Source organism: Microbacterium sp. lyk4-40-TSB-66 (assembly GCF_030209475.1).
Taxonomy (GTDB): domain Bacteria; phylum Actinomycetota; class Actinomycetes; order Actinomycetales; family Microbacteriaceae; genus Microbacterium.
In genome coordinates this window covers 24,625-37,554 of record NZ_JARVRW010000010.1, presented here as the reverse complement: position 1 = coordinate 37,554, position 12,930 = coordinate 24,625, and the positions used below count along the sequence as shown (strand labels likewise).

Annotated in this window: 12 protein-coding genes; 6 read left to right on the top strand and 6 right to left on the bottom strand. The window is 72.2% G+C overall.

Annotation, left to right across the window (positions count from 1 at the left end; genetic code table 11):
* Positions 1 to 113 precede the first annotated feature (113 nt).
* The 4 genes from QRO03_RS12555 (at position 114) to QRO03_RS12540 (ending at position 2,586) form a co-directional block, all read left to right on the top strand.
* Entirely contained in the window at positions 114 to 551 is a 438-nt protein-coding gene (locus tag QRO03_RS12555) for a TlpA family protein disulfide reductase (protein ID WP_285137835.1), read from the top strand.
* Positions 544 to 1,113, top strand: a complete 570-nt coding sequence (locus QRO03_RS12550) for a DUF4395 domain-containing protein (protein ID WP_285137834.1) — start codon at positions 544 to 546, stop codon at positions 1,111 to 1,113. Before QRO03_RS12555 ends, QRO03_RS12550 begins: the two co-directional genes overlap by 8 nt.
* A 134-nt stretch (positions 1,114 to 1,247) precedes the next feature.
* Positions 1,248 to 1,673 carry an OsmC family peroxiredoxin gene (locus QRO03_RS12545; protein ID WP_285137833.1) on the top strand — a complete coding sequence of 142 codons (426 nt, stop codon included), beginning with the start codon at positions 1,248 to 1,250 and terminating at the stop codon, positions 1,671 to 1,673.
* Positions 1,666 to 2,586 (top strand): TIGR01777 family oxidoreductase, encoded by a 921-nt coding sequence (locus tag QRO03_RS12540; RefSeq protein WP_285137832.1) that lies wholly within the window; start codon positions 1,666 to 1,668, stop codon positions 2,584 to 2,586. The genes QRO03_RS12545 and QRO03_RS12540 overlap by 8 nt, the downstream gene beginning before the upstream one ends.
* Before the next feature lie 153 nt (positions 2,587 to 2,739).
* Here the strand turns inward: QRO03_RS12540 and QRO03_RS12535 are convergent, their stop codons facing one another.
* The 5 genes from QRO03_RS12535 to QRO03_RS12515 all read right to left on the bottom strand — a co-directional run bounded on the left by QRO03_RS12535 (position 2,740) and on the right by QRO03_RS12515 (position 8,349).
* A complete protein-coding gene (locus QRO03_RS12535; RefSeq protein ID WP_285137831.1) occupies positions 2,740 to 3,192 on the bottom strand; it encodes a hypothetical protein in 453 nt (150 codons plus the stop codon).
* Positions 3,189 to 4,001: a 4-hydroxy-tetrahydrodipicolinate reductase gene (dapB, locus tag QRO03_RS12530; RefSeq protein WP_285137830.1), complete on the bottom strand. Its 813-nt coding sequence runs from the start codon at positions 3,999 to 4,001 to the stop codon at positions 3,189 to 3,191. The genes QRO03_RS12535 and dapB overlap by 4 nt, the downstream gene beginning before the upstream one ends.
* Before the next feature lie 111 nt (positions 4,002 to 4,112).
* On the bottom strand, positions 4,113 to 4,715 hold the full coding sequence (locus QRO03_RS12525; protein ID WP_285137829.1) for a histidine phosphatase family protein: 603 nt from the start codon (positions 4,713 to 4,715) through the stop codon (positions 4,113 to 4,115).
* A 78-nt stretch (positions 4,716 to 4,793) separates the two neighbouring features.
* Positions 4,794 to 5,819: an aldo/keto reductase gene (locus QRO03_RS12520; RefSeq protein WP_285137828.1), complete on the bottom strand. Its 1,026-nt coding sequence runs from the start codon at positions 5,817 to 5,819 to the stop codon at positions 4,794 to 4,796.
* A gap of 232 nt (positions 5,820 to 6,051) precedes the next feature.
* Positions 6,052 to 8,349: a polyribonucleotide nucleotidyltransferase gene (locus QRO03_RS12515; protein WP_285137827.1), complete on the bottom strand. Its 2,298-nt coding sequence runs from the start codon at positions 8,347 to 8,349 to the stop codon at positions 6,052 to 6,054.
* 303 nt (positions 8,350 to 8,652) lie between these two features.
* Between QRO03_RS12515 and QRO03_RS12510 the strand changes: the two genes are divergently transcribed.
* Complete coding sequence (locus tag QRO03_RS12510; protein WP_285137826.1) at positions 8,653 to 9,954, top strand: coiled-coil domain-containing protein; 1,302 nt, start codon at positions 8,653 to 8,655, stop codon at positions 9,952 to 9,954.
* Positions 9,955 to 10,110: 156 nt separating this feature from the next.
* Here the strand turns inward: QRO03_RS12510 and QRO03_RS12505 are convergent, their stop codons facing one another.
* Positions 10,111 to 12,078 (bottom strand): glycosyltransferase, encoded by a 1,968-nt coding sequence (locus tag QRO03_RS12505; protein WP_285137825.1) that lies wholly within the window; start codon positions 12,076 to 12,078, stop codon positions 10,111 to 10,113.
* 133 nt (positions 12,079 to 12,211) lie between these two features.
* Here QRO03_RS12505 and QRO03_RS12500 point away from each other — a divergent pair, with 133 nt between their 5' ends.
* Complete coding sequence (locus QRO03_RS12500) at positions 12,212 to 12,826, top strand: DedA family protein (protein ID WP_285137824.1); 615 nt, start codon at positions 12,212 to 12,214, stop codon at positions 12,824 to 12,826.
* The last annotated feature ends 104 nt before the right edge of the window (positions 12,827 to 12,930 follow it).

The window sequence follows — 12,930 nt, the reverse complement described above, 5'->3', positions numbered from 1 at the left end:
CGGCTGGGGAGGAGGGCTACCGGTGCGCCGGCACTCCGGGGAGCCCCCGCGCTCGGCGTCATGCGGCGACTCATCGGCCCCCGGACCGTTCCCGCGCATTAGCGTTGCGTGTCGTGGATCTGACTCTCGCGCTCCTCTCGGTCGGCGTGCTCGTCGCCCTGACGGCCGTCGTCGGCCTCGCCCTGCGCCGGCGGCAGGGCCGCGCCCGCGCGGTCGATTCGGCCGAGGTCGTGGACCCCCGACGCCTCGGTGCGGACGGGCTCGGTGCGGAGGCCACCCTGCTGCAGTTCAGCACCGAGATGTGCTCGCGCTGCCCCGGTGTGCACCGCATGCTCGCCGAAGTCGCGGACTCGCGCGGCGGCGTCCGCCACCTCGACGTGGATCTCACGCACCGTCCCGACCTCGCCCAGCGGTTCCGCGTCCTGCAGACCCCCACCACCCTCGTCCTCGACCGACGGGGGGCGATCCGCACGCGGTTCGGCGGAACGCCCGGCCGCGCCGTCGTCGAACTCGAGCTCGACCGACTGCTCACGGAGGACACCCATGCCTGAGACGTCGCGCATCGACGCCCGCGGCCCGCGCTTCGCGGCATCCATCACCGCCGTCCTTCTGCTGGTCGCGACGGTGCTCAGCCTCGTCGGCATCTCGACACGCGCCACCGAGGGCTTCTTCGCCTACCAACCCCTGTCGGGGCAGACCTTCGCTCCGTCGGTCTGGGCCGTGCAGCAGGCATCGCTGCCCGCGCGCGTCACCGACCCCGGCTTCCTCCTGGTGCTCGTCGTCGCCGTGCTCTTCGTCTGGGGCGTCGCCGCGCCCCGCACCGCGCCGTGGGGCGTTCTGTACCGCCGGGTGATCCAGCCGCGCCTGTCGCCGCCGACCACGTTCGAAGACCCGCGCCCCCCGCGCTTCGCCCAGGGCGTGGGCCTGTTCGTGACCGCGGTCGGTCTGCTGCTGCACGTCGCCGGGGTCCCGTGGGCGCTGCCGATCGCCGCCGCGATGGCCTTCGTCGCCGCTTTCCTCAACGCCGTTTTCGGACTGTGCCTGGGATGCCAGCTCTACCTGCTCCTGCAGCGCACCGGACTCGTGGGTCGGCGCGGTTCGGCCATCGCTTAACGCGAGAGCGCGAGGGGCTGTCAAGACCCGGGTGGCGCCATGTGCGCTCACTAGGCTGGGCCGCGTCACGGTCGCCCAGACCGTGCGCACCGCGCCGCGGTCACCCCGGCCGCGCAGACATCACGGAGGTTCCCATGGCCGTCACGAGCGAAGCAGCCACCGCCTGGAAGGGCAGCCTGTTCGAGGGATCGGGTGAAGTCACCTTCACCTCGTCGGGCATCGGCACGTTCGACGTGAACTGGAAGGCCCGCAGCGAGGGGTCGAGCTCGGTCACGACACCCGAAGAACTTCTCGCCGGCGCCCACTCGGCGTGCTTCAGCATGGCCCTCTCCAACGCCCTCGCCGACAACGGCACGCCGCCGGAGTCGGTCGACACCACCGCGTCCGTCACCTTCAAGCCCGGCACCGGCATCACCGGCAGCCACCTCAACGTCAACGCGGTCGTCCCCGGCCTCGACGACGAGACCTTCCAGAAGATCGCCGCCGACGCCAAGGCCAACTGCCCCGTCTCGCAGGCGCTCTCGGGCATCGACATCACCCTTGAGGCGACGCTTGCCTGAGACCCCCGCCCGACGCGTCGTCATCGCCGGCGCGTCGGGCCTCATCGGCTCCGCCCTCATCGACTCGCTGCGCGGCGACGGCGTCGAGGTTACCTCGTTGGTGCGCCACGCCCCGCAGGGCCCGCACGAGGTGCAGTGGCTGCAGGACGCCACTCCCCTCGACCCCGACGTGATCGCGGGCGCCGATGCGGTGGTCTGCCTGAACGGCGCGTCGATCGGCCGCTTCCCGTGGACCCCGTCGTACAAGAGCACCCTGCTGTGGTCGCGCGTCACTCCCACGCGCACCCTGGCAGCCGCCGTCCGCGCGCTGGGCGACGACGCTCCCGCGCTCGTCAACGCGAGCGCGACCGGCTTCTACGGCTCGCAGCCCGGGACCGTCCTCACCGAGGACTCCCCGCGCGGCGAAGGTTTCCTCGTCGACATCTGCATCGATTGGGAGGACGCCGCGCGCTCCGCGGGCGACCGGGCCCGGGTCGCCCTGTTGCGCACCGCTCCCGTCGTGCACGAGCGCGGGGTGCTGAAGCCCCTCCTCCTCCTGACGAAGCTCGGCGTCTCGGGTCCGATCGGGCGCGGCACCCAGGTGTGGCCCTGGATCACCCTCGAAGACGAGGTGCGGGCCATCCGTCACGTCATCGACTCCGACCTGTCCGGACCCGTGAACCTGACCGGTCCCACCCGCGCGACGGCGAACGACCTCGGCTTCGCCCTCGCGCAGCGCATGAACCGCCCCTACGTGCTGCGGGCGCCCGTGTGGGGCGTGAAGATCGCCCTCGGGAAGGACGCGACCGAGGCCCTTCTCACGTCGGATGCCGACGTGCGTCCGGCGGCGCTGGAGAGCAGCGGCTTCACGTTCACGCACCGCACGGTCGAGGAGGCGGTCGCATCCGCCGTCCCCGCGCCCGGCGAGGACTGAACCGCCGCATCACGCGAGGGTGAACGCTGCTATGCGGCGCCATCGCTCGCGGAGCCGCGGCGCGCGTCCTCTGTTCGAGCGGGGGTCCGCGGCGCGGCGCCATCGCTCCCGATCCGCGTCCGGTTCGTCGCGGGTGACGGCGTCGACGGCGCCTCAGCCCGCGCGGCGCTCCGTGCTCTCGAGCCGGATCGCCGTGCGCACCGCGGAACGTGCCCGTCGGCGGTCGCCCGCCGCGTCGTAGGCCAGCGCGAGGCGGTACCGTGCGCGCCAGTCGTCGGGGTTCGCCTCGACGTCGGCGCGGTACCGCGGGAACAGGGCGTCTCCGTCTTCACGCTCGATGCGCCCGCTCGGCCGCACCGGGAGGTCTTCATCGGGAAGGCCCCCTTCGGCATCCAGTCGTTCGCCGAGCTGTTGCGCACGGACGCCGAACCACAGCTCACGTCCGATCGCCCACAGCGCCAGCAGCGGCAGCACGATGAGCGCGACGCCCATCGCGATGGCGACGGGTTCGCCGCTCGTCACCAGGATGAGGGCGCGTTGCCCGGCCAGCACGACGTACAGCAGGAGGAGCACCGTCATCAGGGTGACGGCGACGCGAACCCTCATGCGCTGGTGGCGCCGGCGACCTGACCGGAGACGTCGCCGTCGGCGACGGGTGCCTCCGGCGTTTCGGGACGCGTGCGCACCCCGATGTCGATGAAACTGTCGAGCCCGATCACGACGCCGCGCGTCTCTCGGGCGGCCGCCAGGGCGATGCGGATGCCGGGGGCGTACGCCGTGGCGGGGTCGATGGTGTCGTGGACGAGGGTCAGCGACTCCCCCGCGCCGGAGAGGACCGTCTCCTGTCGTGCGATCACACCCGGGCGTCGCAGGGAATGGATGGGCACGGACGCCACGCGCTGGCCCCGCGCACGCTGATCGACGTGAGGGGATTCGACGGGCCCCACGTCGGCGCGGGCGGCGGCGATCAGCTCGGCCGTGCGGACGGCCGTACCGCTCGGTGAATCCACCTTGGTCTCTCGGTGCGCTTCGATGATCTCGATCGAGGGGAAGAACGGCGCCGCGGCCGCCGCGAGAGCGCTGCCGATGACGGAACCGAGCGAGAAGTTGGGGATGAACACCGCACCGGTGCCACTCGCTTCGACCAAGGGCCGTACGAGCGCGATCCGTTCGTTCGACCACCCGGAGGTGCCGACGAGGACGTTGATCCCGCGTTCGATCGCGGCACGGACGACGTCGATCGAGACGGCGGGCGTCGACGCGTCGACGACGAGATCGGCCCCGTCGAGCTCGGCGAGGTCGGATCGGGAGCCCAGCACCGCGACGACCTCGTACCCCTCTTCGGCCTCGATGACCTCGCGGATCACCCCGCCCAGTTTGCCGGTTCCGCCCACGATGGCCACGCGTGTCGTCATGAGTTCCAGCCTAGGCGGCGCCGTGCGCGGTGGCCGGGCTCTGTCCACAGACGCGCCGCGGACGCGGCGTCTGCCGACGCCCGAGGGCCGGCGCCGGCGGGCCGTCGCGGCTCAGACGGGGAGCGGGTCGACCAACCCCGTGCGCAGTTCGACCGGCAGGTGAGCGAGGTCGTTGTGCGAGAGCAGCGTCCAGGGGCGGCCCTTCTTCTGCGCGATGACGGTGAGACCGCAGTAGGCCTGGTTGATCGTCATCCACCGCCAGTCGGGTGCCTGCAGCACCTCGCGCACGAACCACGAGATGACGAAGTTGTGGGTGATGACGAGCTCGTGCACCTCGCCGGCCTTGCGAGCGAGGAATTCGGCGGTGGCGTCGGCCATCTGAGCGCGACCGGCGTCGACCTCGGCCTCGGTGACCGACCCGAAGAACGGCTCGTAGGCGGCGGGCGTCTCGGGGGTCATCCCCGTGGGCACGCAGTCGAACAGCAGCGCCGACGACTCCGGCGAAACCGCCGGCAACCGGTCGGCCACGGCTCGCGCCGTCTGGGCCGCCCGCTCGAGGGGTGAGTGCCACACCGCGTCGAGGGGAAGCCCCGAGAGACGATCAGCGAGCAGAGCGGCCTGGCGGTGACCCCGCGGAGAAAGGGGGCCGTCGGTGAGTCCGTGCTCGGCATCCTGGTGCTCGCCATGGCGCACCAGGTAGATGTAGTGCGTCACGTCAGCTCACTCCGTCGTCGATCTGCCGTCCCCCGGCCGGTTCCACCAGCCTACGTCACGCCCCCGGAGAGGAGACCGTCACTCGGCGGCGCGCGCGATATCCGACAGTTGGGCCCGACTGAGGCGCACGCCGACGGCACGCATGCATTCGACGACGTGGCGCGGCGCGTACGCGTTGACGATCGGCGCCGTGACGATCTTCTGCGCGAGCAGCCAGGCGACGGCCACGGCGGCATCCGGGAGTCCCAGTTCCATGCCGACGGCGTCGAGCGCGCGGAGCACCCGCGACCCCCGGCGGTTCAGGTTCGCCGCGACCTGCGTGCCGCGCACCGACTTGGGCGACTGCCCGCGCGTGCGGGTCTCGCCCGCAAGGAAGCCGTGCGCGAGAGGGTGCGACGGGGTGACGGCCATGTTCTGCGCGGAGGCGATCAGCCGCACGTCGCCGTCGAACTCCGCGCGGTGCAGCACGTTGTAGGGCACGTCGAGCACCGTGATGCGCGGGTACCCCGCGGACGACAGGATGCGCGCCTCCACGAGCTGCGCCGCGGTGTACCCGTGGGCGCCGATCGCGCGGACCTTGCCCGACTCGACCAGCCATTCGCTCGTGGCGAGGGTGTCCTCGAGCAATCCCCTACCACCCCGGGCCGCATCGAGCGAGAGCACGTCGATGCGGTCGGTGCCGAGACGGGTGAGCGAGGCTTCGACCGCGCGTACGAGGTTGACCGAGTCGAGGCCCGGATGATCGGGGTGACCGCCGACGCGGACGGTCAGCACCGCGTCGTCGCGCATCCGGCGCGTGCGCAGCCACTCGCCGATGATGAACTCGCTGCGGCCGGCCGCATAGCTGTCGGCCGTGTGCAGGGCGTTGCCGCCGAGCTCGGCGTAGGCGTCGAGGATCTCGTAGCTCTCGCGGGCGTCGACGTTCCAGCCGAACTCGCCGCCGCCGAGGAAGAGCGGGAAGACCGAGAACCCGGTCTCACCCAGCGGCACGCGCACGTGGGAGCCGAGACCCGGTCCCTGGAGCGTGACGGGCGCAGAGGGGTGAGGGGCGCGATCGCGGCGCAGGCGCGGCGTCGCCGTCTCACCGACGCCCGAGCCGCTCATGGGGTCCTCCCCGCGTCGGGCGACGGTACGGCCGACGCCGTATCAGCACGCCCCCCGACGTACTTCGAGATTAGGCGTTCACCCGAAAGGCACCCGCCTTTCGCCCGGTCTGCCGATAAACATTGCGTAACGCTTGCGCGCGGCGTCGTCACACTGATCCCATCCGTCTCACCCGTCACACGACGGATGCCCGCCCCGCACGAGGCGGGACGGGCATCCGAAGAGGTGAGGATCAGCCTTCGGCGGGAGCCTCGGGACCCTCGCTCGCGGCCGCCGAACCCTGCGTGTCGGCGGGCTCGGGAGTGGTGGCCTCCTCGTCGACGACGGGCTCGAGCGACAGCTTGCCGCGGTCGTCGATCTTCGTGATGCGCACGAGGATCTTGCGGCCGACCGAGAGCACGTCTTCGACGTTCTCGACGCGCTTGCCACCGGCGAGCTTGCGGACCTCGCTGACGTGCAGCAGGCCGTCCTTGCCGGGCAGCAGCGAGACGAACGCGCCGAAGGTCGCGATCTTGACGACCGTTCCGAGGAACTGCTCGCCCACCTCGGGGTTGGTCGGGTTGGCGATCGCGTTCACCTGGGCACGGGCGGCCTCGGCCGAGGGGCCGTCGGTCGCGCCGATGTAGACGGTGCCGTCGTCCTCGATCGAGATCTGGGCGCCGGTCTCGTCCTGGATGGAGTTGATCGTCTTGCCCTTGGGTCCGATGAGCTCACCGATCTTGTCGACCGGGATCTGCACGCTGATGACGCGGGGCGCGGTGGGCGCCATCTCGTCGGGCGCGTCGATCGCGGCGTTCAGGACGTTGAGGATCGTCAGACGCGCCTCTTTCGCCTGGGTGAGGGCGGCGGCCAGGACCGACGACGGGATGCCGTCGAGCTTGGTGTCGAGCTGGATCGCCGTGATGAACTCGCTCGTTCCCGCGACCTTGAAGTCCATGTCACCGAGGGCGTCTTCGGCGCCGAGGATGTCGGTCAGCGCGGCGTAGCGCGTCTGGCCGTCGACCTCGTCGGTGACCAGGCCCATGGCGATACCGGCGACGGGAGCGCGCAGCGGCACACCCGCGTTCAGCAGCGACAGGGTCGAGGCGCAGACCGAGCCCATCGACGTCGACCCGTTGGAGCCGAGGGCCTCGGACACCTGACGGATCGCGTAGGGGAACTCCTCGCGGCTGGGCAGCACCGGCACGAGCGCGCGCTCGGCGAGGAAGCCGTGGCCGATCTCGCGACGCTTCGGGCTTCCGACGCGGCCGGTCTCACCGGTCGAGTACGGCGGGAAGTTGTAGTGGTGCAGGTAGCGCTTGCTCGTGATGGGCGAGAGCGAGTCGATCTGCTGCTCCATCTTGAGCATGTTCAGCGTGGTGACACCCAGGATCTGGGTCTCGCCGCGCTGGAAGATCGCCGAGCCGTGGACGCGCGGGATGACCTGCACCTCGGCGTCGAGCGGACGGATGTCGGCCAGACCGCGGCCGTCCATGCGGACGCCCTCGGCGAGGATGCGACCGCGGACGATCGTCTTGGTGACCGACTTGTAGGCGGCGTTGAACTCCAGCGTCGCGACGGCGGGCAGCTCGCCCGACTCGACGGCGGAGAGCAGCTGCTCCTTGACCGAGGTCTTGACCTCGTCGTCGGCGTTCTGACGCTCCTGCTTGTCGGCGATCTGGTACACGGGCACCAGACGGTCGTAGGCGCGACCGGCGATGAAGTCGTACGTCTGCTGGCTGTAGGCCGGGAAGACGGGGAACGACTGGATCTCCTTGGCCGCCGTGCGGGCGACCTCGTTCTGCGCGTCGACGAGCTGACGCAGGAACGGCTTGGCGGCCTCGAGACCCTCGGCGACGACCTGCTCGTTGGGCTTGGTCGCACCGCCCTTGATCATGTTCCAGCTGCCCTCGGTGGCCTCGGCCTCCACCATCATGATGGCGACGTCGCCGTCGTCGAGCACGCGGCCCGCGACGATCAGGTCGAAGACGGCGTCTTCGAGCTGCGTGACGGTCGGGAAGGCGACCCACTGGTCGGCGTTCTCGCCGTGACCCGGGATGAGCGCGAGGCGCACACCCGCGATGGGGCCGGAGAACGGAAGACCCGAGATCTGGGTCGACAGCGACGCGGCGTTGATCGCGAGGGCGTCGTAGAACTCGCCGGGAGCGATCGACAGCACGGTGACGACGATCTGCACCTCGTTGCGCAGGCCGTCGACGAACGACGGGCGCAGCGGGCGGTCGATGAGGCGGCACACGAGGATGGCCTCGGTGGAGGGGCGACCCTCGCGGCGGAAGAACGAGCCGGGGATCTTGCCGGCGGCGTACGAACGCTCTTCGACGTCGACGGTCAGCGGGAAGAAGTCGAAGCCTTCACGCGGGTGCTTGCCGGCGCTGGTGGCCGACAGGAGCATCGTCTCTTCGTCGAGGTAGGCGGCGACGGCGCCCTGCGCCTGCTGGGCGAGGCGGCCGGTCTCGAAACGGATGGTGCGGGTGCCGAAACGGCCGTTGTCGAGAACGGCTTCAGCGGCGGTGATCTCTGGACCTTCCAAGAGGTCCCTCCTTCTTTGTTTAGGCTCGCCGCCCCGTGTGGGCGACGAGCTGACATGCGAAGGAGCAGGAACAGGCAGAAAGGGCGCGCCGACGTATCGGCCCGGAAATCCCGGCGACTGGCCACCAGTAGACGACCACCCGGCAAGCGACGGGGAGTCCACCACAGGGGACCAGCGTCTGCCGGCCTGCTCCGTGAGCTCATATGTAATTGAGCGGATGCCAAGACGGCATTCGCGTCCACCCTACCAGCGACCGCGCTCCGGAGCTGGGCGCAGACGGCCCGCGTGCTCTACCGTGACCTCATGGGTCCCATCCGTCGCAGAGGTCACACGCTCCTCGCGTGCGCCGTGCTGGCGGGCGCCCTCCTCACCGCTCCGGCGAGCGCCACGGCCCTCTCGACGCGGACGACACCCCCGCTCGCGGCCGTCGACGACGCCGCGGTCGCCCAGGTGAAGCAGCAACTGGATGCCGCGGAAGCCACGGCCGCGCAGGCCTCGCGCCGCGCCCTCGACGCATCGACCGCCGCGGAGCGCACGCGGGCTCTCGCCGAGGCCACGGCCGCGCGAGCCGACTCTCTCGCCGCCCGCAGCACCCAAGCGGCGACCGACCTGTCGGAGAAGAGCGAGAGGGCCGGGGCGACCGCCGCTCGCCTGTACCGCACGGTCGGCGGCGGGCCGCTCGTCGCCCAGCTCTTGACCGACGCCGATCCCGACTCCCTGCTCGCGCGTCTCGGCATCCTGGACCGGGTGGCGACGGCGACCGCACGCACCGCCGGTCAGGCGCGCAGTGCGGCCGACGTCGCATCGTCCCTGAGTGATCAAGCCGACCAGGCGCGTGCGGAAGCGGCGCGACTCGCCGATGAGGCCGGCGCCACCGCCGAGACGGCGCAGGTCGAGGCGGACGCCGAGTCCGCCAGCGTCGCGGCGGCGCAGGCGCGCCTCGACGACCTCTACGCGCAGCTCGCGGCGCTGCGGGCGTCGACCGCCGCCGCCGAGAAGGCCGCGCGCGCTCGCGAGAAGGCGCAGCAGGACGCCGCGGCACCGGGCGGCGCGACCGGCGGCGGGGCGGCCTCTGCGGGCACCGGTACTCCGGCATCCGGCGGGTCTTCCAGCGCGGGCGGGTCTTCCGGATCCGGCGGGTCCTCGGCATCCGGCGGGTCCTCAGGCTCGGGCGGGTCGGGCTCCGGCGGGTCCGGCTCCGGCGGGTCCGGCTCCGGCGGCGGCTCGAGCTCGGGCGGAGGCTCGGGCGGCGGCAGCTCGGGCGGCGGGTCGGCACCCCCACCCTCGACATCGATCATGACCCCCGACGAAGCCCGCGCGAACGCCCGCGGCCAGATCGGCGGCTACGGCTGGGGCGACGACCAGTTCTCGTGCCTGAACCTCCTGTGGAACCGCGAGTCGGGGTGGCGCGTGCAGGCCGAGAATCCATGGAGCGGTGCCTACGGCATCCCGCAGGCGTTGCCGGGCGAGAAGATGGCGTCCGCGGGGCTCGACTGGCGCACCAACGGAGCGACGCAGATCTCGTGGGGCCTGTCGTACATCGACGCGCGCTACGGCAGCCCGTGCGGCGCCTGGGATCACTCGGAGCGGAACGGCTGGTACTGACCCGCAGAGGTGGCCGAGCCTCTCGACGCCGCACATGAGGTGGCGGATCCTGTCGAAGTCACCGGGTCCGCGCTCTCCCGGCCCCGTGGACAGGCTCAGGGTTCTCCCGACCGGGGGGTGAGCTCGTCGAAGCCGCCGCACCGCGGCACGCTCGCGTCAGGACGTGCGGGCTCGCTCCCGATCGCCGCGCGTGGGCAGCTCGACGTAGCCGACGTGCTTCGCCAGGATGCCGTCACCGGCGGTGCGCCCGCGCACGCGGCGCCACACCCACGGCAGGGCGTCACGGGTGAGCCACGTGCCGTGCGGAGCGTCGTCGGTGTCGGCGTGCAACGCCTCGTCGAGGTCGAGCAGTGCGCGGGCGTCGGGGACCCCGAGCGCCTCGGCGGCGCGGTACGCGACGAGGCGGTGCCCCGACGATCGCAGATGCACGAGGTCGTCCGCCCACAGCGGCAGCTCGCCGAGCTCGGCGACGGCCTCCAGATCGAGCAGGATCGCCCCCTGCTCCTGGGCGATCCGCCGCAGCTCCACGTTGTACGCCGCGAACCGCCGCGCGAAGAGGCGCGCGGCGGGCCGGCGCGGCAGGAACGTCGTGACCAGCAGCACGTCGGCCCCGGTGCGCCGGATCGCCCGGACCGCGGAGTCGACCTCGGCCACGAGGGCGGGCATCACCAGGCCCGGGGACAGCAGGTCGTTCGCCCCGATGAGGATCGACACCAGGTCGGGCTCGAGCGAGAGGGCGGCGGGAACCTGCTCGTCGATGACGTGGCGCACCCGTCGGCTCCGCACGGCGAGGTTCGCGTATCGGAACGGTCCGGCCTCACTCGTGTGCGCCAGCAGCTCGGCCAGGCGATCCGCCCACCCGCGGTACTGCCCCGCCGGCATGCGCGAGCCGTCGCACAGCCCCTCGGTGAGCGAGTCGCCGAGGGCGACGTACCGCGTCCAGCGACCCCGGGTGCGGGATGCCGCGGGGGCGGCGGGTCGCGGACCCCCGCGCAGCAGAAGACTGTCGTCGATGCGGCGGAGGGCCACGGCATCCTGATAGTGCCCGACGAGGTCGCGGGTCAGGGCCTCCCAGGTGCGCCCCTGCACGGCCTCGCGGGCGGCGCGGGCGAACGCGCGACGCTTGGACTCGTCGCCCACGAGGTCGGCGACGCGGTCGCGCAGATCGAGGAGGTCGCCCGGCTTGTACAGCCACCCGTCGACGCTCGAGCGCACGAGGTCCAGGGGCCCGCCGACCCCCGTCGCGACGACCGGGACGCCGCTGGCGAGGGCTTCCTGGATGGTCTGTCCGAAGGTCTCGCTCTCGCCCGGATGCACGAAGACGTCGAAGCCCGCCATGGCCCGCGCCAGGGCCTCGCCCGACAGGTGGCCCGTGAAGACGGCATCCGGAATCGCCTTCTCGAGCGCGGAACGTGAGGGCCCGTCGCCCACGATGACCAGCCGGGTGCCGGGGAGATCGGCGAGGGCCCGCAGGTCGTCGACCTGCTTCTCGGGGGCGAGGCGTCCGACGTACCCGATGATGCGCTCGCCGCGCGGGGCGATACCGGCCCGCCACGCGGCATCGCGGTGCTCGGGGGCGAAGCGCACGGCATCCACTCCCCTGCCCCAGCGGCGGATGCGGTCGACGCCGAGGCCCTCGAGCTGGCGGGTCGAGGCCGACGAGGGCGCGAGGGTGAGGGTCGCGCGACGGTGCAGGCGGGCGACGTGACCGGCGACGAGGGCGGTGGCGTGGGTCACCCCGTACTTCTGGGCGTAGGCGACGACGTCGGTCTGGTAGATCGCCACCGAGGGGATCTTCAACGCGTCGGCCGCGGCGAGCCCCTGCCACCCGAGCACGAACGGGGATGCCAGGTGCACGACGTCGGGGTCGAAGTCGCGCAGCAGGGCGCCCAGGCGCGCCGCCCGGGCGAAGACGACGCGCACCTCGGGGTACGACGGCAGCGGCACGGAGCGCAGCAGTTCCGTGCGGGCGCCGTGGAGGTCGGCGGTGACGTCGCCGGACTTCGGAGCGATCACCAGGGTCTCGTGCCCCGCCTCGGCGAGGTGGCGCAGGACATGGAGAACGGAACCGGTGACCCCGTTCATGTGCGGGAGGAAGGATTCGGCCAGCAGCGCGATTCTCACGACACCAGGGTGGGACGTCGGAGCCCGGCGGGGAACACGGATCGGGGCGACGTTCGCGATGTTCACCGGATGCTCCGCGGGGCGTCACCGCCCGGTCCGTCGCGCGTCTCGATCGGCGGCGGAGAGTGACCGGATGGACGGTGTCGACGCGTGGCTGCAGGCGATCGCCGCGAGCCCCTGGGCCCTCGTCGGCATGGCCGCACTGGTCTTCGCCGACGCCTTCCTGGTCGTCATCCCGGGCGAGGCGGCGGTGACGGCGTTCGGGGCGCTGGCGGTTTCGCACGAGACCTTCCCCCTGGCATCCGTGATCCTCGTGGCGGCGGCGGCGGCCTTCGCGGGCGACGCCTGCTGCTACCTGGTCGGTCGCACCGTCGGTGTGGAGCGCTGGGCGTGGATGCGCGGACCCCGCGTGCGCGGTGCGCTGGAGTGGGCGCGGGCGCGCCTGGAGCGCAACGCCGCGGTCGTCCTCTTCACGGCGCGCTTCGTGCCCTTCGCCCGGCTCGCCGTCAACCTCGCCGCGGGGGCTGCGAGAGTGAATCCGGCGCGCTACCTCGGGGTGGCGGCGCTGGCCGCACTGGCGTGGGCGGCGTATCAGGCCGTGATCGGCGCGATCGTCGCGGCCGTGGTGCCGGGAGGACCCGTCGTGGCGGTCGTCGTCTCGATCGTGGTGGCGGTGGGGATCGGCGTGGGGATCGACCTCGTGCTGGCGCGGCGGGCGAGGCGGCGGGCGGCGGCCCCGGCGGGCTGACGCGGGGTCGGGCGGGGTGCGGGGCGGGGCCGACGCTCGCGCGTTCCTCGCAGATGCGCTCGATGCTCGCAGGAATTGCCCGACCGGGTGCGAGGATCGCGCGG

Excerpts from the sequence above, each read along its gene's own strand:
- dapB (WP_285137830.1), bottom strand. The coding sequence starts at position 4,001 with ATGACGACACGCGTGGCCATCGTGGGCGGAACCGGCAAACTGGGCGGG.
- QRO03_RS12510 (WP_285137826.1), top strand. The coding sequence starts at position 8,653 with ATGGGTCCCATCCGTCGCAGAGGTCACACGCTCCTCGCGTGCGCCGTG.
- QRO03_RS12520 (WP_285137828.1), bottom strand. The coding sequence starts at position 5,819 with ATGAGCGGCTCGGGCGTCGGTGAGACGGCGACGCCGCGCCTGCGCCGC.
- QRO03_RS12545 (WP_285137833.1), top strand. The coding sequence starts at position 1,248 with ATGGCCGTCACGAGCGAAGCAGCCACCGCCTGGAAGGGCAGCCTGTTC.
- QRO03_RS12535 (WP_285137831.1), bottom strand. The coding sequence starts at position 3,192 with ATGAGGGTTCGCGTCGCCGTCACCCTGATGACGGTGCTCCTCCTGCTG.
- QRO03_RS12550 (WP_285137834.1), top strand. The coding sequence starts at position 544 with ATGCCTGAGACGTCGCGCATCGACGCCCGCGGCCCGCGCTTCGCGGCA.
- QRO03_RS12500 (WP_285137824.1), top strand. The coding sequence starts at position 12,212 with ATGGACGGTGTCGACGCGTGGCTGCAGGCGATCGCCGCGAGCCCCTGG.